The organism is Sphingobacterium sp. R2 (assembly GCF_040760075.1).
In the GTDB taxonomy this organism is placed as follows: domain Bacteria; phylum Bacteroidota; class Bacteroidia; order Sphingobacteriales; family Sphingobacteriaceae; genus Sphingobacterium.
Genome location: NZ_CP142884.1, coordinates 2,599,058 through 2,621,233, shown reverse-complemented (window position 1 = coordinate 2,621,233; position 22,176 = coordinate 2,599,058). Strand labels below are relative to the sequence as shown.

The following is a 22,176-nucleotide window of genomic DNA, read 5'->3' as shown; positions in this document are numbered from 1 at the left end:
AAACTCGGTGAATGGCGAGAATGAGAAGGTAAAAATAAATTCGCATGACTTGTAATAATTTAAAGAAATGCGGCCAGTAGGTCTACCAGCCCTATTTTCTTTAAATCACCGGATAACCTACGTTATACGAATTGTTGTTGGCATTGATTTGAATTGTCTGAAATGATAGAAGCCGGTCAGACTTACCAAAGTTGTCGATTGATGGTGCTACAAATGTAGATAGTATTAGTTTTACAAAATCGCCGTCCGGAACAGCTGTAAGCACTGCCGTATCCTCATTGAAATGAGCCTTAGTTGTTGCACCAGTAAAATTCGAATTGATCGGCTTTCCTGCATCGATGTTAAATACACTTCGCAATTTAAACTTATAGTATACATCATCAATTGCTCCCGAACCCATTCCTTCTGATACAGGCATAATTATAAAATCAACAATCGCTAATGTCGCGCCAATTGTGATCATTCCTGATGTTTTAGCTAATAACATGATATGAATTGTTCCGTTCGAAGTCCTCTCTTCCTGTTTAGCCATCAAACTTTTGATTCGGGCAATATTTATGCGGGCTATCACATGGCCATCTGACGATAGATAACTTGAGCTCAATAACTCCTGTCTTTTCCGTTGAAATGAAATGCGACTTTGAGTAGGACTCACCACCGTTCGAGCTCTTGCATACATAACAGCAGTAATTGAATTCCCTTCATAAAATTTAATCCGCGATTGGGGCTCAACCAGAGAATAGGAATTAGAGTTGTTGTTACGGATACTCACATTCCCTAAATATCCAGCATCTGTGGTAAAATTTCCGTCAAACTTGATATCGGAAAACTCCACATCTATCTTCTGATCTTCGTGCGCTTGGAAGTTGTTACTATCAATAGCCAACCCCATGTAATTTGTTGCCGCTCCGAATTTAAAGTACAAATGGGCTTTGTAGGTTTTAATCTCAGGTTGATTATTACCCTCGAAATAATTTCCAGAAATTTTTCCGCCGGCTATTGGTCCGGAATACAAAAAAACTCCACCACTTTCAAATACGTTATCTACAATCCTAGCAACATTTACTGTAGGTTTTCCGTCGATATTTTTAAACCAGATTCCGGATATACAGCCCTCACACATATTATCTTTAAAAGTAAAGTTAAAGCATCGATCAGCATCAACTATCCGTTCAACCTGTTCAAATATATTACCCGTAATCGTAACAGATTGTAAATACCCGTTTTTATAAGCGTCTGTGTCATTGGGTCTCTTTTCTTTATAAGATTTGATAACATGTTTAACCCTAAAAAAAGAACATTTGGTTATAAATACATTATAAATCCGATCCCCATCTACAAATGTTCCGGAGAAAGGTGTCCCATCTATTATGTTTCCAATATCCGCGCCGGCATTTCTTACAACCAAATTATCGATAAAAACCTTGCCTGTGTACAAATTTCCTGTTGAACCGGGATTTAATAACGAAGACTGTGATGTTATCCAGCCGTCATTGACATTATTGGTTAAATGTACCGATCCGCCTTTGCCACTAATCCGATGTGAAGGATATCTTTGTAATGTTGCATCTGGCAGCCCCAAATAGGAATCTACGAGTAATTGGCAGGTAATTTCTATACTCCTATAACCTGAATTAAAAATTTGCTGTATAAAAGGGGTGGCATCGGTATCTAATCCGGCTTTTGCACCAAAGTAAAGCGGGTTAACCGCTTCTAGAAATCTATGTTCTAACTTAATTCCTGCAGCAGCAATGATGCTCCCTCCATCATCGGGATCTGTTGTTGATGACAGATAGTAATTAATCGGACATGGCGTATCTCCAGCTTGATAATAGCCTAGAAGCTGTACACCTGAATAGGTTCCATTTGTTAATGCTGGAATTTCAGCTGCAGATAATGCTCGCATATCTGCCATAGTGTTTTTGATAAGAAATTGATTTGCCATAATGTTGTTGTTTTTAAATCTTACACAAACTTAGACCTCATTCAAGTGCTATTTGAGTGAAAAGTATCCAATGTAAGCGGTAGAATACAACTACCGAAAAGTTGTGCGGATGGGCGACCATAAAACACAAAAAAAGGTACTGTTTTAAATTCCAAATATTTAGACAAAAAAGTATTTTTGTATTCTAAAGAAGTTCAGCTTCTGAACTATCTAGTGTAGTCTCGGTTTTCGGATCGGGACTACTTACTTTATAATTTTCTATAAACACGGTATCATTTTTCCAAAGTGTATACATTAAGATTAATAATTTTCTCTGTACGGCAACCTGTCCGACCATTTTTGACGGCTCTTTCTGGATGATTCTCGTGTAAGCTTCCTTTAGCACAGAATTGTGCCTACAAGCTACCATAGCCGGAAAATACAGCGCATTCCTGATATACCTGTTCCCCTTTTTCGAGATCCTGATTTTTCCTTTTACAGATGTCCCAGATTCCCGCTGAACAACATCGTATCCAGCATAGCTGACAAGTTGTTTGGTGCTACGGAACTGTTCAAAACCCATTGTTTCGGCAAGAATGGTAACCATGGTGATCATTCCGATCCCCTTTATCGTTGCAAGCTTCTCAATTTTTCTATGGAGATCCACATCTGACTTTACCAATCTGTTAATTTCCTTGATACATCTGGCAATCTCCTTATCTATATCAGAAATAAGTTTTTTATTACTTTTTAATATAAAGTTCTGGATATCGTGCGAACAGTCCTTACTATGTTTGATGTTCCCCAATGCAGTTTTCTGCTCTTGCAGCTGAACATGGTATCTGGTCAGATTTCTCAGCTGTAATAAGACCGCTGGAGGCGGACTCCATGCTTTATGAGCCCTTTCTACACCGAATTGACTCAGGATCCTGGCATCAATGGCATCCGTCTTGGTTTTGATATTGAGGCTCGAAAAATAGTGCTTTGACGTATTGGGGAGAACAACATGTACCCTTTTCTTAATCTTGTGCAAATGGTGGGCAAGGTTCTCATAATACACTCCGGTAGCCTCCATGAAAAAACAAGCGCTGCACCTGGCGCAATAACTCCTTTCACCCAACGCAGAAACTGGTTGAATCCTTTGGTATCATTACTGAAATCCAATGTCTTGGAGAACGTTAATACTCCATCATCTGAACGCTGACACAGACATGCTGTAAATGTCGCTTTTGAGATATCTATCCCAATGCATTGTTTGCTAATAGCCATAGCGAAGAATTTAATCGTATCGACTTAATTCTCCTTCGTCTATCCTTTTGTTTTATCCAGGCTCAAAATAGCGGCCTTAAGTACTGTTCAGACTCCTGAGAATATAATCGTGTGGACAATTCCTTTTTTACGGTATAACTATATGTTTACCTGGCCACATCTCGTCTCACACGAAAAGCCAATACATTTTGCATAACAACAATATAATGACCTTTTTGTAATTCTCAGTAAATATAAAAGCCACATCTTTCGACGTGGCTTATAAACTAAACTTAAACATATGATTCACTAGTGGTTTGTCATTTATTTGCCGCAAACCACCAGTTGTAAAATTCTATTTATACGAATTGATTGATTTGGATACTTTCCAATCATTGCCCACACGCTCCAAGGTAACTAGATCAGTCTTGGTGAAGTTCTCAAATTTCAAAGTGACTTTAGCCACCATATAGTCTGCTGATTCTTCTAAGATGTCGGTGCTTACTATACAGTTAAGCTTTTCTCCTTTTTGTTTTTTCAAGGAATTAATCACTTCACTACGGCTATTAGATTGCGCATTGGTAGCTTGGATCTTTTGATTGAAATCTTCTGCGAATAACTGCTCTACTCCTGCTGATTCTCCCTCCGTAGTTACCGCAACATAGTGCTCTAAAGCGAAGTCTGCTCTAGAAAGGTTAAAGTTTGCTTTTGTTGCTTTTGCTCCAGGTCCATCAGCTGCCATAGCAAATGTGGATACGGCAATTAAAGCTGCTGCTGTGAATGTTTTTACTAGCGTTTTCATAATGTCTTTATTTTATAGTGTTAGTTTATCTGTTCTTATTTGTTGACTCAAAACTACAACACAATAGGCCCCTAGCCTAGGGGTTTTAGACTAACGATCGGGAAAACTCGGTGAGTGGCGGAAATGGATAGGTGAAGCGAGTTGTATTTCAGAATAATTTTGCCCATATTCATCTTATATATTAAACGAAAATGTCAGGCAACCTAACCTTTAAAACAGTAAAAATCCTGTACTTTATACTGATGATTGCATATACTAACTCAGTTTATAGCCAAAACATCTTACGGTATACTAGAGACAAAGATTTCACAATTGAAACACTTCCAAATGTCCCAGTAGCAAAAATGGAGAAGGAAACGGTCTTTTATACTTCGAATGGTTCAGAAAAAATAAAAACCACTTATATGTTTAACAAGCACAACCGAGTTGTATCCGAATCCAGACACAATGAGACTAGACAACAAACGTTTTTTTTCGAAAACAAATATCTAAACGATACCGTACTCATGGAAAGAAGAATGGAAGTTAAGCATCCGCTCCTCCCTCTAAAAGTAGAAACCTTATATTATACTAGAGATAGTAAAGGGAATATAACAAAGCAAATTACCCTAAATGATCTTGGGGAATGTACCTGGCAAATAGAGATTGCATACAACGAACAGGGAGATCCTATTCATTATATGGAAAATGATGGTAAGTTTGGTTTTACAAAAGCCGAATATGATTACACAAATGATTTAGTAATAAGCACGCAGTATGATCAACAAGGAACCGCGGTTAAAACAGAAAAAGGATATATCAGCAAAAACGGCAAAATAAGCGATGATAATGTCTATGATACGTACGGTAACTTTCTATCTTCACCTACAGTATTCTATGAATATAAATATGACAAATACGGTAATTGGATATCTGCAACACGATTTCAAAAAAAAGGTAAAGAAAAAAAATCATTGGAAAAGAGAAAAATAACATATTCCAAAATTTAACAAAACTATTTCAAACCGGCTGTTGTTCTTACTATACAAAACGGCTACAAGCTACCTTTCGAAAGAAAGGTTCAACATAAAAATTGGCGTCGTACAGTGAAATCCAATTGTCGTTAAAAACATTGGATGACGAAACAAAAAAGAGGAAACGATAGGAAACATAAAAATTACTGTACAAATGAACGCTAAGAGAAAGGGTCTGATGAGAATCAGGCCCTTTTGACGTAAAAAAAACATAATTTTAGCGGTAGCTTTAAATGAAGATATGATTCATTAGTGATCTGTTGTCTATTAGGAGCAAACCATTAGTTGTAGAGTTCTATTTATACGAATTGACCGATTTGGATACTTTCCGGTCGTCTTGATTACCAAAATTTCACCGAAATACAGCATCCATATACTTGGAGGGCAAAATCGAGACTGCACCACGTGAATCTAGCGTAATGTAGAATTTAATTATACTCTCTCCTGTCACACCCGAAAAAAAAGTGGCAGGATGCCATGTATTTTTGCGATCCCCAAATATTTGTAAGGCTATATCGGAGAAAACAGATTGTTTGCCTACTATCAACTTTAAATCTTCAAGCGGCCTGTTTAAACCTTTTTCTATCCGCCCTTGCAATACGATAATAGAATCAGCCAAATTCGAGATACCCCTCTCGCGGAGCTTTTTGGAAATTTGCATTCCTAAATCCTCATATGATCCATTGAATCGAGCAGCCATCCCGTTCGCCACCACATCCGACTGCTCACCAGTATAGTATTTAATCAAATAAATAATAGAATCTTTATATATAGTTTGCCCTATGGCCCAATGTGTGGGAAAATTAAATTTCTGATTTCCTAACAATTGATCTAATGAAACTTTTGGCGAGGTAAAATGAATTCTTCCATATTTATTCTTTATATCTAAAGAATCACCTTTAAAAGTCATATCATAAAAAGAGTTATCCTTAGGATTGTCACGAATCCAGATAATTGGAGGATTGCTACACGCGAAAGGAGTAGATATTTGTGTCACCTCTGGATGGAGCATAAATATATGGTTATTTGTTGTATCCGCTATCGAAAAGCGCATTGACACTAATAATTTATTGGCACCAGGTTGATACGTAATTTCTTGTGCTTTAACAGAAATAGAATATAAAAAAAGAATATAAATTAAATATTTCATCCCATTGCTTGTTAAATAGTACATATCATGTGTATATTATACAATGATACGCAAAAAATTAAAGCCACATCGCTCGACATGGCCTTAAATAAACATATTGAAAAAAAATCAAATTCTAATTCACCCGCCACCCTCTACAAATTCCAAAATGTCTCCCGGCTGGCATTCTAATACTTTACAGATTACTTCCAATGTGCTAAATCTTATCGCCTTGGCTTTTCCAGTTTTTAATATTGAAAGATTTGAAAGTGAAAGATCAACTTTCTCTGATAGTTCGTTCAATGACATTTTTCTCTTAGCCATCATGACATCTAAATTTACAATTATCGGCATCTTATACGGTTAAATCGTTTTCATTTTGCAATTCAATTCCTCTGCTAAAAATAACAGATATCACATATATTATCGCAGCCATTAAAATAAACGCTCGGCTATCGGTCCAGAATTGATTTAAATTTCCGACTTCGTAGCTTTTTCTTAGAATTCTGCCCACAGTTTCTTGTGCAACATAACTTAACAGGCCGATTGAAAATGTTAAATAACTGATCTGTGTAATCTGTTTGGAAACCAAATTATTGAAAGGTTTATTCAGATCCAATTTGTGCATCATTTCGACCACCAGATAGAATAAATATGCTTTCAATACTACAATGACAATGATAAAAGCATAGATTGTGTAAAAAGACATTTGGCTCTGCCTGTACATCGCTGACAAATCAAGTGTTTGGTAGAATTTTCCAACAAATTCCGGTTTGAAAATACTGAAAATGAAATTAACAATAATAGCTCCCGCTTCAATAGATAATCCAACAAATATGATCCAGGCGATTACGAGTAATCCTTTAAAAACGATGTTGTTCATTTTTTTCATAATTGATAAGCTTTATATTTAATGCAATAATAATAAATATTTAGCGATTATCACTAATTATTTATTTTTTATTATTAAAAAAGACACTTATAATGTTTGATATATCAGGAAGACGAAAGTAAAACTTACTGTATAAGCAAAAGGTTACATAAAGATTCTGAATAATATCATGCTATTTCGACATTAAAAAAGCCATATCTCTCGACATGGCTCCACAACATATATATTTATTTAAGATGGCTCCTATTTATACGAATTGATTGATTTGGATACTTTCCAGTCATTGCCCACACGTTCCAAAGTAACCAGATCAGTCTTGGTGAAGTTTTCAAATTTCAAGGTTACTTTAGCGATCATAAAGTCAGCTGATTCTTCTAAGATGTCGGTGCTTACTGTACAGTTTAGCTTCTCTCCTTTTTGCTTTTTCAATAATTTGACAACTCCGCTACGGCTGTTAGATCCTGTATTGGAAGCTTGGATCTTTTGATTAAAATCAGCTGCAAATAACTGCTCTACGCCTGCTGATTCGCCCTCCGTAGTTACCGCTACATAGTGCCCTAAAGCGAAATCTGCGGTAGAAAGGTTAACGTTTGCTTTTGACGATTTTGCTCTAGGTCCTTCAGCTGCCATAGCGAAAGTAGATACTGCGATTAAAGCTGCTGCTGCGAATGTTTTTACTAATGCTTTCATAATGTCTTTATTTTATTGTGTTAGTTCTGTTGTTCTTATTTGTTGACTCAAAACTACGACACAATAGGCCCCTGGCCTACTCGCTTTAGGCTAAAAGTCGGGAAAACTCGGTGAATGGCGGGAATGGAGAGGTGAAATAAAATAAGAGCATTTTTTACACCTAAACAAAAAACAGGAGTAATTTTTTGTTATTTTTACACTCGTAGCACACACAGAAGTAAAATTTACACTCGAAGAAATGAATAAATTTGACCGAAAAAATCCCTATAACGATTTACCATTATTGCCACCAACCAAGGATATCGAAACAAAAAAAATTCTTCGGAAAACTATTTCTGCAGGTCGTGTGCTGGCCCAACTAAATGGTACTTTATTAAATTTACCAAATCCGACGCTATTTCTTGATACAATTTACTTACAAGAAGCAAAAGCAAGTTCGGAAGTTGAAAATATCATTACAACAAATGATGAATTATACAGATCATTTGTTGCTGACAAGAAAATTGAAAATTTATCAACAAAAGAAGTTTTAAGTTATAAAAAAGCGCTATGGCTAGGTCTTGAAGAACTCAAAGCTAAACCTTTTATTACTACAAACCTTTGCATTAAAATAGTTCAATGTATTAAACAAAATAATGCATCCATTCGGGTTACACCAGGAACAACGCTAAGCAACAATCGTGGTGAAATTATCTACACACCGCCAAGTGGAGAAACAATCATTAGAGAGAAACTCGCTAATTTAGAAAAATTCATCAATGAAGAAAGCAACATTGATCCATTGATCAAAATGGCATTATTACATTACCAGTTTGAAGCAATCCACCCTTTTGTAGATGGAAATGGTAGAACTGGAAGAATTCTACTTTTGCTCTACTTAAAACTTTCCGGACTGTTAGAAGTTCCAGCAATTTATCTAAGCGAATACATCATTCAGAATAAAAATGATTATTATACCAAACTCAGGGGAGTAACAGAAAATGAAAATTGGGAAGATTACATCTTATATATGTTAGATATGATCGAACAAACAGCATCAAAGGGTCTCAAACGATTATATCTAATCACCCAAGCGATAGAGGAAATGAGTATTAACATCAAAACGAAACTTCCTAAAATGTATTCAAAAGATTTAGTTGAGATATTATTTAGATTACCTTATACAAAACGTCAAAATTTGATTGACGACAATTTAGGAAATGCGAAAACTGTTGGAAATTATCTAATCGCATTGGAGCAGAATGGAATTCTTGAATCCGTAAAAGTCGGAAAGGAAAAACTGTACTTAAATCAAAAACTGTTGAAAATTCTTGAAAATCAGTAAACTGCAAAAGCCACATCTCCCGACGTGGCCTTAATAAATAGGTGATTCACTAGTGATCTACCTTATTTTACTGGCAAACCACCAGTTATTGGATACTATTTATACGAATTGATCGATTGGCATACTTTCCAGTCATTACCCACCCGCTCCAAGGTAACGAGATCAGTCTTGGTGAAATTCTCAAATTTCAAGGTTACTTTAGCGACCATAAAGTCAGCTGATTCTTCTAAGATGTCGGTGCTCACTGTACAGTTCAGTTTCTCTCCTTTTTGCTTTTTCAATAATTTAACCACTCCGCTACGGCTGTTAGACTGTGCATTGGAAGATTGGATCTTTTGATTGAAATCTTCAGCGAATAACTGCTCTACGCCTGCTGATTCGCCCTCCGTGGTTACCGCAACATAGTGTTCGAGTGCCAAGTCTGCTGTGAAAAGGTTAACGTTTGATTTTGCTGTTTTTGAACCTGGTCCTTCAGCTGCCATTGTGAAAGTAGATACTGCGATTAAAGCTGCTGCTGCGAATGTTTTTACTAATGCTTTCATAATGTCTTTATTTTATTGTGTTAGTTCTTTTCTTATTTGTTGACTCAAAACTACGACACAATAGGCCCCTGGCCTACTCGCTTTAGACTAACGATCTGGAAAACTCGGTGAGTGGCGGGAATGGGGAGGTGAAGCGAGTTGTATTTCAGAATAATATTGCCCATATTCTTCCTATATATTAAACGACAATGTCAGGCAAACTAACCTTTAAAACAGTAAAAATCCTGTCCCTTATGCTTATGATTGCATATACTAACTCAGTTTATAGCCGAAACATCTTACGGTATACCAGAGACAAAGATTTCACAATTGAAACACTTCCATCATTGGAAAAGAGAAAAATAACATATTCAAGATTTAACATAACTATTTCAGAACGACTATTGTTCTTACTATACAAAACGGCTACAAGCTATCTTTCGAAAGAAAGGTTCAACATAAAAATTGGCGTCGTACAGTGAAAATCCAATAGGATGCAAAAACACATCGGATGACGAGACAAAAAAGAGGAAACGATAGGAAACATAAAAATTACTGTACAAATAAACGCTAAAAGAAAGGGTCTGATGAGAATCAAGCCCTTTTGACGTAAAAAAGCCACGTCTCACGGCGTGGCTATACAACACTTTATATTTTTATTACAGTTCGAATTCTGTCTGGAACATTCCGTTTGTCGACGCATATGCACCGCCAAAAGAAATAGGAACGCCATACACATCCGTAGTATAGACTCCACCATTTATAATGAAGTTCTGAAATTCATCAAACCCTTTAACCGTACGGACAGCATCTTGGCCACTTCCTCCTATGATACAGATCGTGATCTGAGCTTCGGATAGAATCTTTTTTGTATTTGCATCTAAGGATACAGAACCATTTACTATACCTGCTGTAAACGCCGCGCGCACAGCTACAGATAACTCACTGTAATTTACTGATGATTCTACTAGAATTATTCCTTTGCGCCCATAGTTAACTGAATTAACATACACCGGATTCTTTGCTAAAAATCCCTGTCTGGTTGGCTCATCTTTAAAAATATTTCCGTCATCTGGTATATCCATTGATACATTAAAATAAGTCTGGCTAAAATCACAGACTAACGCAGAGGTTTGCAGAATTTTGCCGCTGGCGACTGATGCACTCATTGAAAAAACAGAGGCGATATTTATATTAGCTCCAAAAGCAAGCTTAGCTTCTTTATAGTAATCTATCTGTTTCATTTTGTATGTAAAGACCTGTGATTGTCTTCCGCTGAAATCTTTATCTCCGATAGCATCAATAACCGCATTATTTAGACCTGAACGAGTTGGAGAAATCTCCTTCGACCGTACTGGCAGTGAAAATGAAGCCGTAACCTTCGGCTTTAATAAACTGGTATAACCTACAGGTTCATACAAACCGCTATTGATTGATTGTGCACTAAGTACTGAGCCTAAAAATATGTAATTGGGGGCTAATGTTGCTATCTCATAAAATTGTTCGACATTAGCAGTACTTGCAGAAGCACGAAGTTTAGAATTTGCTGAAGCAGTTATATCAATTTCTTTCCCATCTTTAATGGTATAAACTTTATCCCATTGACCTTTGTCTTTTTTGGCAACCCTTTCTTGGGTTACATGAGCTGTATCAAGATGATTTGCTCCTTCCTTATTACATGAATAAAGGAGAATTGGTACAGCATAAATTAATTTAAAAATCTGTTTCATAATTATATATTTAATTTAATAGATAGTAATAAAAAATGGACTTGACCTTAAGTTATAATTTAATTGATAATCTGTTGCTTCCCAATATCGTCTGGGTTCATCCGGCATGGGTTCGGGGCCATTACTTTCATAAGAGGAGAATTCGGTTCCCACAACCAGTCTGTTTGAAAGATTAATATTTCTTATTTTTAAGAGATCGGAACTACTCTCGCAATCCATCAAAATTTCAGGCCAATTGTTTTGATTGGGCGTATAGATACATTTATTCTCATTTTTTTGCACCTCAAAATAGATGTCAGTGTAGGGATAAGCAGGTTTAGTCTTTTCTCTATCCTTAAAGAAATTTAAAACAATATTGGCGCTAGAACGATAATTGTTGCTCGATGCATCCGGTTCATAGACACTATTCTCTCTGTTTACTTTTACATACAAGGGCTCTACAAATGACGTATTTACAAATTCTGTTTCAACCAATTGATGTGTATTTGCATCTGAAAATGAACACGCAATAGGAACACCAAAACTTGTTTCGGTAAACTTTGAGTTATAGATCAAATTCAGAAAATAAGAATACCCTTTAAAAGTCTGTACCGTATAATCGCTATCCGCTCCCATAATAAGGACTTTAAACGATGTCTCGTCAAAAAATTTCCTTTCCTCTGTTGTTAAAGTTTCTGTTTTGTTATAGAAGATTCTGTCAAATTCTTTTCTTATACACGTTTCGGCAAACTGATACTCCTTATCTGTTTCGATAACTAGTATTCCCATTCTGCCATAAGTAACTGAGTTGACATAAACAGGTGGTTCACCAGAAGTACCTTGGATTGGCTGATCTGCTAGTGGTGCTATATCCATATTTACGGTGAAACTACCCTGAAAGAATTTCACATAAAGTCCGGTAGACTGCAATATTTTGTGAGATTCCGTAGTGCTGTTCTCACTCTTCGAGGAGAACAATCTTTGTGTATTGACGTCGGTACCAAATGCCTCTTTGATCTCATCATAAAAAGTAAAACGCCTATATTGAAACATAAATTTTTCGTTCTGATTAAAACTTCCACCAACAGCCATTTCTTTGACGTAATCATCCAGCTTAGAGTATGTCGGATTTGTAATGATGCGGCTTGTCGGCTTAGGGGTAGTGTGAGTCAAGCTCATTGAAACTGTTATCGGTGTTCTATTCGCTAGGAAAATAGGATTATAGACCTGTTTGGATATACTATTCCCTTCCAAAATCGCCCCTGGAAAAATAAAATTTTTTCCCTGATACAACATCGCTTCAGTACTTTTTACCGTATGTCTTTTTGAGAAAAAAGCTTCGTCCTCAGGTGTCATCCCTGCTATAGTCGCTTTCTTTACAAAAAGAGTGTTACTTTGGTTATTTTTAACATTTGATTCAGAACGGCTACTGTATTCCCGTGCCATAACTTTATATAAAGAATCGCCTTGATAAGCATATGACGAGTCTATTTTGATTTGATATGGCTTGCGTACACTCGCATTCGGCACCTTACTATTCTCGGTATGAATGGATAGATTATCCTTGTTGCATGATGCAATTATGAAAAATATAAGTGCACCACAAAAGGTTCTGAAAACTTTCATGATTAAAAAATAGGTTAAATAAGAAACAAAAAAATGATTAATATGAATTATAAAAAATTTGGTGATTCTTTAAATAAGCGGCCTTATAAGAGATAGGATCTCCGTAATTGTTTACATCCAACGTTGTATCAATATAATTTATTAGTTGCTGCAATAGTGGTCCGGCACTGAAATCTAAATCAGTGTGCCGCCCTCCAAGGAAAGCAACATGATAATTGCAGTTTGCGAGAACAGCTCTTTGTTTATCAGCAAGCTTGTTCCCTTTAAGCTGAGCGGATAACGCTTCTTTGACCAACGTACTAGCTAAGTCCGATTCGACGATAACAACGGCTTTTCTTCCGAAAGAAAGTGTATTGATATAAATGAGGTCATTTATATCGTATTTATTGAGAAGCTCTTTATTTGTGTTAAAAGTCCCTTCGGCAGGTAAGTCCATATCCACTGTAAAAGCAATCTTTTCCATATTTATAGCCAGTAATGTCCGTGGTTTCTTTGCCGTTTCGGTGATGGAGAACCAACTTGCCAGATCAATCTGCTGTCCAAAATAAAAAGAAACATCATTGTAGCCATTCAATTCTTTTATATCAAATGAAAAGCGCCTGTTATCCGAGCGTTTCCCTTGTAGAGCCTCTTCAATTGCTTTGTAAAATGATGTCTTTTCGGTTTTTATGACTTTACTCTTAACATTTAAGCCACCAAAATTGACGATAATATTATCTAATATGACATTCAGAACCGGGGGAATCGGAGAATTGATTGTATGCTGTTCTAATACTGCTCCGACATATAATTCTTCAGGTGATTTAACCGTTATGACGGTTGACTTCTGGTCTTGACCCAAGGCAATCTTTGGAAATCCGGTTCCTAAAAAGAGAAGTAGTGTGATGTATTTAATCATTATTTGGTAGTATTATATAGTAAGTCAATTTTCAGCCAAATAAAATCTGTATTCTCAGCATTTTTAGACAACAGGTGATCATAAGATTTTAGATTATATTCTTGCCCTATCAAAAAATTCTGTGATGACTGAGTAATACTTTTCTTTGAATAAAAGCTCATGCTGAGCACAAAATCTGTTTTGTTCTTTTTCGCACCGATTAGCTTCCACGATGATTCGTCGCTATCCTGGAGATAAAGATCATCCTTCTCCCATTTTGACTTGTAGCGCTCTGTAATACCATATTGTTTAATGAGGATTGTGGAGTCCTTTTCAACGATAATTTCTTTAGGTATTGACAGATCAACACGATCACCAAAGTACTTTTTTATTTCTGATTCCGCCAGAGAAGACGCTAAACTTGAGGAGGTGATTTTTTGAAAATCAAGCATCTCTTTTGAATCAAGCTTCAACTTCAAATCATTCATCTCTATTGGTGGATCTACTGGTGGCTTCACAACACCATTTTCCTTTTTACAGGCGGTAAGCAGTAGAAGAGACGCCATAGCATAAATAATAAAATACTTTACATTACTTTTCATATATATTATTCTATTTTAATAAAATTACTATAAATTATATTTAATTAAAACAACCTACACTGAAAGCAAACATACTACATATTAGATAAAAAACAACATAAAGAGAAATTAACTACACAAAAGTGTTTAAACCGAAGTAAATTAAGCTTCAACACATAAATAATTTCACAATAGTTATCCATTGCATCAAATAACGACAAGAAAATATAATTACTGATAAAATATCAAAGAGAGTAAAAAACTACTTTACATACAAAAGTTGAGGTAAAGCATCTAATTGACGTCAATCCTTTTTGACGTAAAAAAGCCACATCTGCCGACGTGGCCTTAATAAACATATGATTCACTAATGGTTTGTCTTTAATTATTGGCAAACCACCAGTTATTGAATACTACTTATACGAATTAATTGATTTAGATACTTTCCAATCATTGCCTGCTCGTTCCAAAGTAACTAAATCTGTTTTGGTGAAGTTTTCAAATTTCAAGGTTACTTTAGCCACCATATAGTCTGACGATTTCTCGATGATATCAGTGCTTACTGTACAGTTCAGTTTTTCGCCTTTTTGCTTTTTCAATAGTTTAATTAAAGCTTCACGGCCGTGGGTTTGTGCATTTGTAGCTTGGATCTTTTGATTAAAATCTTCAGCGAATAATTGCTCTACGCCTGTTGATTCGCCCTCCGTCTTTACTGCGACATAGTGATCCAAAGCCAAGTCTGCTGTTGAAAGGTTAACGTTTGCTTTTGTTGCTTTTGCTCTTGGTCCTTCAGCTGCCATAGCGAAAGTTGATACTGCGATTAGGGCTGCTGCTGCGAATGTTTTTACTAGCGTTTTTTATCGAAATGATTTGTTTTTTGATTGGTGATAAAGCTATCATAAGTGCCATATTTAAGCACTCATGATGGTTCATAATGTCTTTATTTATTGTGTTAGTTCTGTTATTCTTATTTGTTGACTCAAAACTACAACACAATAGGCCCCTAGCCTACTTGCTTTAGACCAACGATCAGGAAAACTCGGTGAATGGCGGGAATAGGAAGGTAAGTCTGATTCGTATCAGATTCGAACCACGTTCGAATCATCAATAGCTAATGTACAGACACCCAGCTTAACATGTTCAGTCTCTTAACGGGAAAAAACTGTTCAGAGAATAGTCAACAATCGAATCCTATCTTTCGAAATCCGAAGGCTTTACAAAGCAGGTACGAATACAACCCCTAAAAATGATGTTAAACTCATCCCTAATGAGCAGTTTTTATTAATTAATGCCTGAAGCAGTACGGAAATACGTGAGTTTGCGCTAGAGCAATTACCGACAGACGATATTTTGCCGCAAATTTATTTAAATTAGGCTATCAATTTAATGTCACCAATCATGAAAGATCATCAACATATATCAATCGATAAACGAATGGGAGCACCTTATTTTGAAATTTTAGGCATGAATGGAATGATTCGAGATCATTCATCAATTTAGCTATAAGCAACTTTGCTGAAGCTTGTAAATGGGTGGAAAAACTCGATTATAGACGTAATAATAAAAGCAATGAACTGATCGTGTTTGATGAGTTATGCGGAACTTGCAGTACAAAACATGCGCTATTGAAAAGATTAGCCGATGAAAATGGGGAAAGCAGCCTGAGGCTTGTATTAGGCATTTTTACCATAAATAGTAAAAATACTCCTGCGATAAAAGGCCTTCTATCCAACTATGATTTAAAATATATTCCAGAAGCTCACAATTATCTGAGAAATAATAATCACATCTTGGACTTTACTGGAATTGGTGTAAATGTACACGAATTTGAGCTGGATCTTTTAGAGGAAATCGAAATCACCCCTGACCAAATTAATGAATTTAAAGTGCAATATCACAGAAATTACTTACTACGCTGGATCGAGATCAATAAGATTCCATACACTTTAGATGAGCTTTGGGAAATAAGGGAGCAATGTATTGAAGCTATAGCACAGAAATAAAAGATTATTAAGTTCATATCTATAACTAAGCTAATTATACCATCTATTTGTTAGTGCCATTTTGCGTTTAAATAAAACCTACCGCATATAGAGGATAGCGACACTATTCCGGATGAGTTTAAAAAATTCTGGAATATAGAACAAGAAAGCGCATTGCAAAACTTAATCAAAACTGAGAAACTCTTAAAAGAAGATACCGAAAGGCTAATTGAGAACTACCTTTTCACAGAGCGTGAGTCACTTCGTAAAGAAGTTCTTTCTCTTCGTGACGACCGAAGACCTAGCGTTCTAAAATCCAAAGCGATTGGTGATCGTATCTTAAATAAGATTCTTGGGTTTGTGGATACTTTTGTGAATGGGATAACGGGAACTTGACAAAAGTAAATTGTGCATTATTATTTATCCTCTAAAATATGAAACAAACACATTTATTTCATTATATTTGAAACAAACATATTTATTTCACAAATAATGAAACAGTTTATTTTAATGAGTGATATTATTGGAAGTAGCAATCATAATCAGGAACTTCTAATTGAGCGATTCAAACAATGTACTTCTTACATTAATAAAAAATATATTGATCATTTGATTTCGCCTTTAACAATAACATTGGGAGATGAGTTTCAAGGCATTATAGCAAATTTAAAAAGTTCTATCGATGTTATTATTGATCTCGAAGAATTTATTATAAATAATAATTTTTCACTAAAACTACGCTATGTATTGATATATGGTGAGATAGAAACAAATATAAATAATCACATAGCGTTCGAAATGCTTGGTAAAGGTTTAACAAAAGCCAGGAAACTATTAAACAATAATAAATCAAAAGAAGAAAGGTTTTACATAGACATAGATAATGCAAATTGTAATACAATAATCAACAATTCATTTGAAATTTATCAAAACATCGTTGATAAATGGAAATTAGAGAAAGATTATCAGCTAATATCAAGCTTTTTGAAAAATTATGATTATAAGATAGTGGCTGAACATCTTAATAAAAATAGATCATTAATATGGAAAAGAGAGAAAACATTAAATATATCATCATACTTCGCCGTTAAAGAAATATTAAATGTAGCTAAAAACTTAAATTATGAATACTGTTTGTAAAATATTACTAATAATCACCATCGAAATTTTCATAACCTTTATATTTTGGGTTATTGCTCCCAAAAATAAAAAAAACAATCTAATTGATATAAAATCTATCTTAAAAGGTCTATTGGAAAGGGCATTCCTCACCTATAGCCTAATCGCCGGATTTCCACATAGTCTAACTTTATTCGGCGCCCTAAAACTCGGCACGAGATTAAAAAGTCCTGACAATGAAAAAACGGAGGAAGGAAGAAAGGAAGAGAAAGACTATAATGACTATTATTTACTAGGGAATTTCATTTCAGTAACATTAAGTATGATATATTATAAAATAATAGTATAGATTATGCATTGAAGTCTCTTTTATCAAAATAAACACTGTATCGTAAAGTGTGTAAGTTAAAGATGTATTTTTGGATGATATCAGAATACCATCGGATCTGACTTACTATATGCCGAAGGAAGAATAGTCCCATATTGACTAACTAATTGAATCGTTATTCGTAATTATCAAGATTTTGTGGCTTACATATCAAAAAACGGGATTCTGTCAATCATCTCTTTTGATCATGATCTGGGATTAAATGTTGACAGCACAGAAGCGTAGTCGGGTTAGGATGCTGTGAAGTATATTTTTGATTTAATTATTGCAGGAACATCCGGTTTTGCCTCAGGTATTATCTCACTCGCAAAACCCTGTAGGCAAAACAAACATCCTATCCTATTTGCACAATTTTATTAAAAGCATCGATAGAGGTTAACAAAACTTTTAGAGCTCAAATAGAAAGCCCCTGCATTATGATTAAAAAATTAAAATGTCAGATAGGATCTTGAGTCATCAAAAAATACAATCACTTAAGATTTATATTAACGCCTATCCAATATGAGAACAGGCGTTTAAATTATATCTTCAGTCGAAGTGTATTAATACAAGTTATGTACAGCGTCTGAATTCCAAAGTCCTAATCGATTTAATCTTGCATGGTTTTGTCCTTCTACAAGCTGTGAAGCATACCTTACATTGGGTGGTACTGTCATCAATAAAGCATAGCCATTCTTGATCATATTCTCGTTGACAAAAACATCATGAAGATAAGCATAAGCCAAAGTCCTCCCGTAACGATCAAGTGAATCCACATCATATTCCAACCGAATATTCTTATCGAGAATCAAACTGTCTAGATACCTTTTGGAGACGATTCCAAATGGATGTTTCTTTTTATGGAAGGCGTTTCTATCCTCAGGTGCATCTATACCGATCAGTCTAATTTTCACTTTATTCCCCTGACGGTTCCTAACCCAAAATGTGTCGCCGTCTACAACTTTGTAAACCCTGACCTCCTCAATATACGGAAGATTGGTCTTCTCCAAAAAACCTACCGATCTAAACGTGCGTTCGGCATGTGAACAGCTCATCAAAAACACAATTAGAAAGAACAGGGCAATTACGCCCAGTTTGATCATTATATTTACCCATTTTTTCATGTGGCCTATAGTGTTTTAAGAAACTGTTCAAACTCTTGGTAAAACTCCTGTTTGGTATTGACAGCCTGAACAACTTTGACATTGGGCGAACCGCTATCTTTCAGCCATTTTTCCCAAACAACCTTAATAATCTGAAAATCTGTCGGCTGTTCCTTTGCAACACCATATTTATCCAGAGATCGATCAACTAACTCAGCAATAAATATATTGACATCTTTTAAGTTGAAATCTGTCTTATTAAGCGCATAGGCCGAATCAGCTTTAATAAATGCAGCCAGATCAGATTTTCTACTTGCTTTAAAGTCCTGGCGGATCTTAGCAATTAATGCAGGGTCTAAGCGATAGCCCTTTCCCTTATTGGCATTCTCAAGGTAACCATCAGTCAAAAGCAAAACGACATTGTTGTTTTTTTTGTCAACAAGTATATTGTTATCACTTTGTATGCGCTTTGGGGAAGCATCTACCAGGGAGACTTTTACTGTTTCATTGAAGTAATTCCAGACATCGGCGCCCGTCTGATTTTTTAAGGAATAGTCGTATACCCGTTTCACTTCGTCAGAAAACTGCTGTTCGTCAGCTTTCAATCCTTGGCGAATGTATTTGACCCGATCCATTTGGTTGTTTTCAAATCGATTAAAATCAATGGTCATTTTCTTAGGCTCAAATGATGTTCCGTTCAATATCCCTCGGTTGATAAAGTCAATTTTATAAATATCGGCTTGCCCTGAACGACGGGTATTCAAAGTCAGCAGATCACTGCTATGGCCAATTAAACTGCTGATCAGAACCGTGTCATGGATCGGTTTGGGATAAAGCGCCATATTGATCCGGTTGGAGAGATCTGGAGCAATAATAATATTATAGTCTTTGAGCGTCACTTGATTATTGGGCAGCTCCTCCTCTTTGGAGGAACCGTCATTCATACAAGCAACAAAAAATGGTAAAATGGCTAATGGCAAGATGTTAGTTACTTTCATTGGGTGATGGATTAGTTGTTAAAAGCTGTAAGGTCTTCTAAAAGTTCATGTTTGATATCAGATTGCAATCCTAGATTCGACAACCAAGCCTCACATTCCCCTACGGCTTCACGGGTTTTATTTTCGGCTTTAAGAATGGCGTATACTTCATATAAATATTTGCTCCATCCTTCCATATAGATATTGACCCTATTTTCCATCTCGGCTTTGGAAATAGGCAACTTATCATTGTCAATCTGGCTCTTATAAATCTGTCCGATATTGCTAATGCGCTCTTTGAAGGTCAATAATTGATGCTGTAAGCTTCCTACTCGCTCGTTCTGTTGAATGGGCAGCTGCTGCACCTGTGTTATCTTCTCTTCTTTGTTGACCTGCAATGCAAAGAGTTCTGACTGCAATGCATCGTTATCGAGCTGGATCGTATTGATCTGCTCTTGGTATTCTTCGATTTCAGCCTGATGGCTCTGTACGATATGTTTGGTTTTCTGTTGTTGGAAGGACAGATTACGCTCGTTGATCTGAGCCAATAGTTTTTCAAAGAAGAAACCAAATAGAAAAACGCCCAAAGCTCCGAGTATAAATACCAGCCAAAAATTACTGTCCCGGAATACGGTTGACAAGGTAAGATGCTGGTCTGTCTGATTGGTCAACAGCTCGATGTCATTGATGTTTTTTGATACCTTAAAAGCAATAAAAATATCGACAACGACGATGAGAATAATTCCCAAGTTGTCAATAAAGCCACCTTTAATTTTCTGCCAGATACTCCTATTGGATGTTTCTACTTTTTCTTTTGAATCAAATAGGTCTTTAAACACTTTATACATCCCTAATGCCAAGGGAATGGCGACAAAAAGAAAAAGGAATAGTATACCACCCAATCCCTTCTGCCCTATTTTGGAGATCGCATGTGGATTGAATACTTCAGGTGATTCAATATTGGCAGCTCCCATCAAAATCATTTTATTGATATCTTCTTTCGAAAAAACAAAGATGTAGGCTACCGAAGAATAGAATACAAAGATATAGAGGGCAAGCAGCAATGTAGTTGCTATCAGTATGGCCATCACAGGTTTATTGACACTGGGTTTTACAAACTCCACTTCAAGCTCCCTAATCTTTTGCTTCAGTGCTACGATCTTGCTTTCTAAAAATGGTATCTTGGTATTATTGCTGGAGCTGATCTGCAGACGCTTCTCTTCAATTTTTGTTGTCAAGATGTTGATATCCGAATCCAGGTTCTGCTGATCGAAGGTTGTATTGGTTTTGATCTTTTCGACTACCTGTTCGGTCTTAAATTCCATATTGGTCGTACTCACCTTTTGCTGTTCGTCAATACGGACTTTCAAGCGCTCCTTCTTCTCGGCAATGACTTCAATTTCATTGATAAAATTGGAGTAAAGACTGTCCATCGCCTGGTGAAGTATCTGATGATCCCCATTGTTTTCTTTGGCCCGATTATACCCGCTCTGTTTGACTAAATCTTTATCAAAAGCGCCGACCTCCGAAGCTATAATATTATCCAGCACGTCTTTAAACTCTTTTAAGGACTGCTGCTGAAAATTAAGATCTCTGTCCGATGACACCTTGTATCTCGAGGTTTGATTTTCTAATTTCGTCTGCATGGGTATTTCTAGTTTTTCAGATGAGATGATATCTTCCAAAGATTCACCATTATTGATTCGTATGGCCCTCGTGCGGATTCCATGAAAAGTTTCTGTAAGCTCCGAAATGGTCTTCGGGTAATTGGTCACGATGACGCTAACATGGTTGTTACTTTTGGAGTTGTTGCTCCAATTATAGGATCCTGTTATGGCTACGCTCTGATCGATCACGCAGAACTTTTGATTCATAATTCTCCAGCCGACATTCTTGACCTTGGTTACTTCAGCCCCCTGCTTTTCTAAAAGTGAAAAATCAAGCTTTTCATTATCGGGCTGATCGGAGATAATAATAGAAACTTTAACGTGACGATCAAGGCATCCCTGAACTGTGGCAAACAATTCATTATCGGTAAACCAGGCCATTGCTATCAGAACTTCGGATCGAGCTTTAGAAAGTTCTTGCCTAACACGTTCGTAGATGACTCTGCTATCGGAGAGTGTATCTTGGATCAGTTGATCTGTGTTCATAGTGTTTTTCAGTTAAATACGGTTAATTGACTTTTCTGCTATTTGTTGCTTTATCGATTCAAAACTATCAAAAACCGTAACCGAGATTCTACGGTTTCCCGTAAAGACGCCTCAGGAGGTACATCAGATAAAAAAATCT

Annotated in this window: 21 protein-coding genes; 5 read left to right on the top strand and 16 right to left on the bottom strand. The window is 36.0% G+C overall.

What is annotated here, in order from left to right; translation table 11 throughout:
* Positions 1 to 100: 100 nt before the first annotated feature.
* The 3 genes from VXM68_RS10905 to VXM68_RS10895 form a co-directional block, all read right to left on the bottom strand.
* Positions 101 to 1,945, bottom strand: coding sequence for a hypothetical protein (locus VXM68_RS10905; protein ID WP_367211247.1), 1,845 nt, complete (start codon positions 1,943 to 1,945; stop codon positions 101 to 103).
* Positions 1,946 to 2,129: 184 nt separating this feature from the next.
* Positions 2,130 to 3,044 (bottom strand): IS110 family transposase, encoded by a 915-nt coding sequence (locus VXM68_RS10900; protein ID WP_367211246.1) that lies wholly within the window; start codon positions 3,042 to 3,044, stop codon positions 2,130 to 2,132.
* 483 nt (positions 3,045 to 3,527) lie between these two features.
* Positions 3,528 to 3,974: a nuclear transport factor 2 family protein gene (locus tag VXM68_RS10895; RefSeq protein ID WP_294185844.1), complete on the bottom strand. Its 447-nt coding sequence runs from the start codon at positions 3,972 to 3,974 to the stop codon at positions 3,528 to 3,530.
* 506 nt (positions 3,975 to 4,480) lie between these two features.
* Here VXM68_RS10895 and VXM68_RS10890 point away from each other — a divergent pair.
* Positions 4,481 to 4,963 (top strand): hypothetical protein, encoded by a 483-nt coding sequence (locus VXM68_RS10890; protein WP_294185843.1) that lies wholly within the window; start codon positions 4,481 to 4,483, stop codon positions 4,961 to 4,963.
* A 376-nt stretch (positions 4,964 to 5,339) separates the two neighbouring features.
* Here VXM68_RS10890 and VXM68_RS10885 read toward each other — a convergent pair whose 3' ends face one another.
* From VXM68_RS10885 to VXM68_RS10870, 4 genes are all read right to left on the bottom strand, one after another.
* Positions 5,340 to 6,137: a hypothetical protein gene (locus VXM68_RS10885; protein WP_294185842.1), complete on the bottom strand. Its 798-nt coding sequence runs from the start codon at positions 6,135 to 6,137 to the stop codon at positions 5,340 to 5,342.
* A 120-nt stretch (positions 6,138 to 6,257) separates the two neighbouring features.
* The gene (locus VXM68_RS10880) at positions 6,258 to 6,470 is read right to left on the bottom strand and encodes a helix-turn-helix transcriptional regulator (RefSeq protein ID WP_293955630.1); all 213 of its coding nucleotides are present in this window, start codon (positions 6,468 to 6,470) and stop codon (positions 6,258 to 6,260) included.
* Position 6,471: 1 nt separating this feature from the next.
* Positions 6,472 to 7,008: a DUF2975 domain-containing protein gene (locus tag VXM68_RS10875; RefSeq protein ID WP_293955631.1), complete on the bottom strand. Its 537-nt coding sequence runs from the start codon at positions 7,006 to 7,008 to the stop codon at positions 6,472 to 6,474.
* A gap of 243 nt (positions 7,009 to 7,251) precedes the next feature.
* Positions 7,252 to 7,698: a hypothetical protein gene (locus VXM68_RS10870; protein WP_367211245.1), complete on the bottom strand. Its 447-nt coding sequence runs from the start codon at positions 7,696 to 7,698 to the stop codon at positions 7,252 to 7,254.
* A 238-nt stretch (positions 7,699 to 7,936) separates the two neighbouring features.
* Between VXM68_RS10870 and VXM68_RS10865 the strand changes: the two genes are divergently transcribed.
* Complete coding sequence (locus tag VXM68_RS10865; RefSeq protein ID WP_294185840.1) at positions 7,937 to 9,022, top strand: Fic/DOC family N-terminal domain-containing protein; 1,086 nt, start codon at positions 7,937 to 7,939, stop codon at positions 9,020 to 9,022.
* Positions 9,023 to 9,117: 95 nt separating this feature from the next.
* Here the strand turns inward: VXM68_RS10865 and VXM68_RS10860 are convergent, their stop codons facing one another.
* The 6 genes from VXM68_RS10860 to VXM68_RS10835 all read right to left on the bottom strand — a co-directional run bounded on the left by VXM68_RS10860 (position 9,118) and on the right by VXM68_RS10835 (position 15,136).
* On the bottom strand, positions 9,118 to 9,564 hold the full coding sequence (locus VXM68_RS10860; RefSeq protein WP_312365185.1) for a nuclear transport factor 2 family protein: 447 nt from the start codon (positions 9,562 to 9,564) through the stop codon (positions 9,118 to 9,120).
* 638 nt (positions 9,565 to 10,202) lie between these two features.
* Positions 10,203 to 11,273, bottom strand: a complete 1,071-nt coding sequence (locus VXM68_RS10855) for a thiol-activated cytolysin family protein (protein WP_367211244.1) — start codon at positions 11,271 to 11,273, stop codon at positions 10,203 to 10,205.
* A gap of 15 nt (positions 11,274 to 11,288) precedes the next feature.
* Complete coding sequence (locus VXM68_RS10850) at positions 11,289 to 12,878, bottom strand: thiol-activated cytolysin family protein (RefSeq protein WP_367211243.1); 1,590 nt, start codon at positions 12,876 to 12,878, stop codon at positions 11,289 to 11,291.
* A 37-nt stretch (positions 12,879 to 12,915) separates the two neighbouring features.
* The gene (locus tag VXM68_RS10845) at positions 12,916 to 13,776 is read right to left on the bottom strand and encodes a thiol-activated cytolysin family protein (RefSeq protein ID WP_367211242.1); all 861 of its coding nucleotides are present in this window, start codon (positions 13,774 to 13,776) and stop codon (positions 12,916 to 12,918) included.
* Entirely contained in the window at positions 13,776 to 14,357 is a 582-nt protein-coding gene (locus tag VXM68_RS10840; RefSeq protein ID WP_367211241.1) for a hypothetical protein, read from the bottom strand. The genes VXM68_RS10845 and VXM68_RS10840 overlap by 1 nt, the downstream gene beginning before the upstream one ends.
* A 392-nt stretch (positions 14,358 to 14,749) precedes the next feature.
* Complete coding sequence (locus tag VXM68_RS10835) at positions 14,750 to 15,136, bottom strand: nuclear transport factor 2 family protein (RefSeq protein WP_367211240.1); 387 nt, start codon at positions 15,134 to 15,136, stop codon at positions 14,750 to 14,752.
* Between the two features lie 732 nt (positions 15,137 to 15,868).
* On the opposite strand from VXM68_RS10835, the gene VXM68_RS10830 reads away from it, so the two are divergent.
* The 3 genes from VXM68_RS10830 (at position 15,869) to VXM68_RS10820 (ending at position 17,458) form a co-directional block, all read left to right on the top strand.
* Entirely contained in the window at positions 15,869 to 16,339 is a 471-nt protein-coding gene (locus VXM68_RS10830) for a hypothetical protein (protein ID WP_367211239.1), read from the top strand.
* Positions 16,340 to 16,426: 87 nt separating this feature from the next.
* Positions 16,427 to 16,714, top strand: a complete 288-nt coding sequence (locus tag VXM68_RS10825) for a hypothetical protein (protein WP_367211298.1) — start codon at positions 16,427 to 16,429, stop codon at positions 16,712 to 16,714.
* Positions 16,715 to 16,810: 96 nt separating this feature from the next.
* Entirely contained in the window at positions 16,811 to 17,458 is a 648-nt protein-coding gene (locus VXM68_RS10820; RefSeq protein WP_367211238.1) for a SatD family protein, read from the top strand.
* Positions 17,459 to 18,367: 909 nt separating this feature from the next.
* Here the strand turns inward: VXM68_RS10820 and VXM68_RS10815 are convergent.
* Genes VXM68_RS10815 through VXM68_RS10805 form a run of 3 tightly spaced genes read right to left on the bottom strand, consistent with a single transcriptional unit; the run spans position 18,368 to position 22,037 of the window.
* A complete protein-coding gene (locus VXM68_RS10815; protein WP_312365020.1) occupies positions 18,368 to 18,928 on the bottom strand; it encodes a thermonuclease family protein in 561 nt (186 codons plus the stop codon).
* Positions 18,929 to 18,933: 5 nt separating this feature from the next.
* Complete coding sequence (locus VXM68_RS10810; RefSeq protein WP_294185831.1) at positions 18,934 to 19,905, bottom strand: hypothetical protein; 972 nt, start codon at positions 19,903 to 19,905, stop codon at positions 18,934 to 18,936.
* 11 nt (positions 19,906 to 19,916) lie between these two features.
* Positions 19,917 to 22,037, bottom strand: coding sequence for a phospholipase D-like domain-containing protein (locus VXM68_RS10805; RefSeq protein ID WP_367211237.1), 2,121 nt, complete (start codon positions 22,035 to 22,037; stop codon positions 19,917 to 19,919).
* Positions 22,038 to 22,176: the final 139 nt, after the last annotated feature.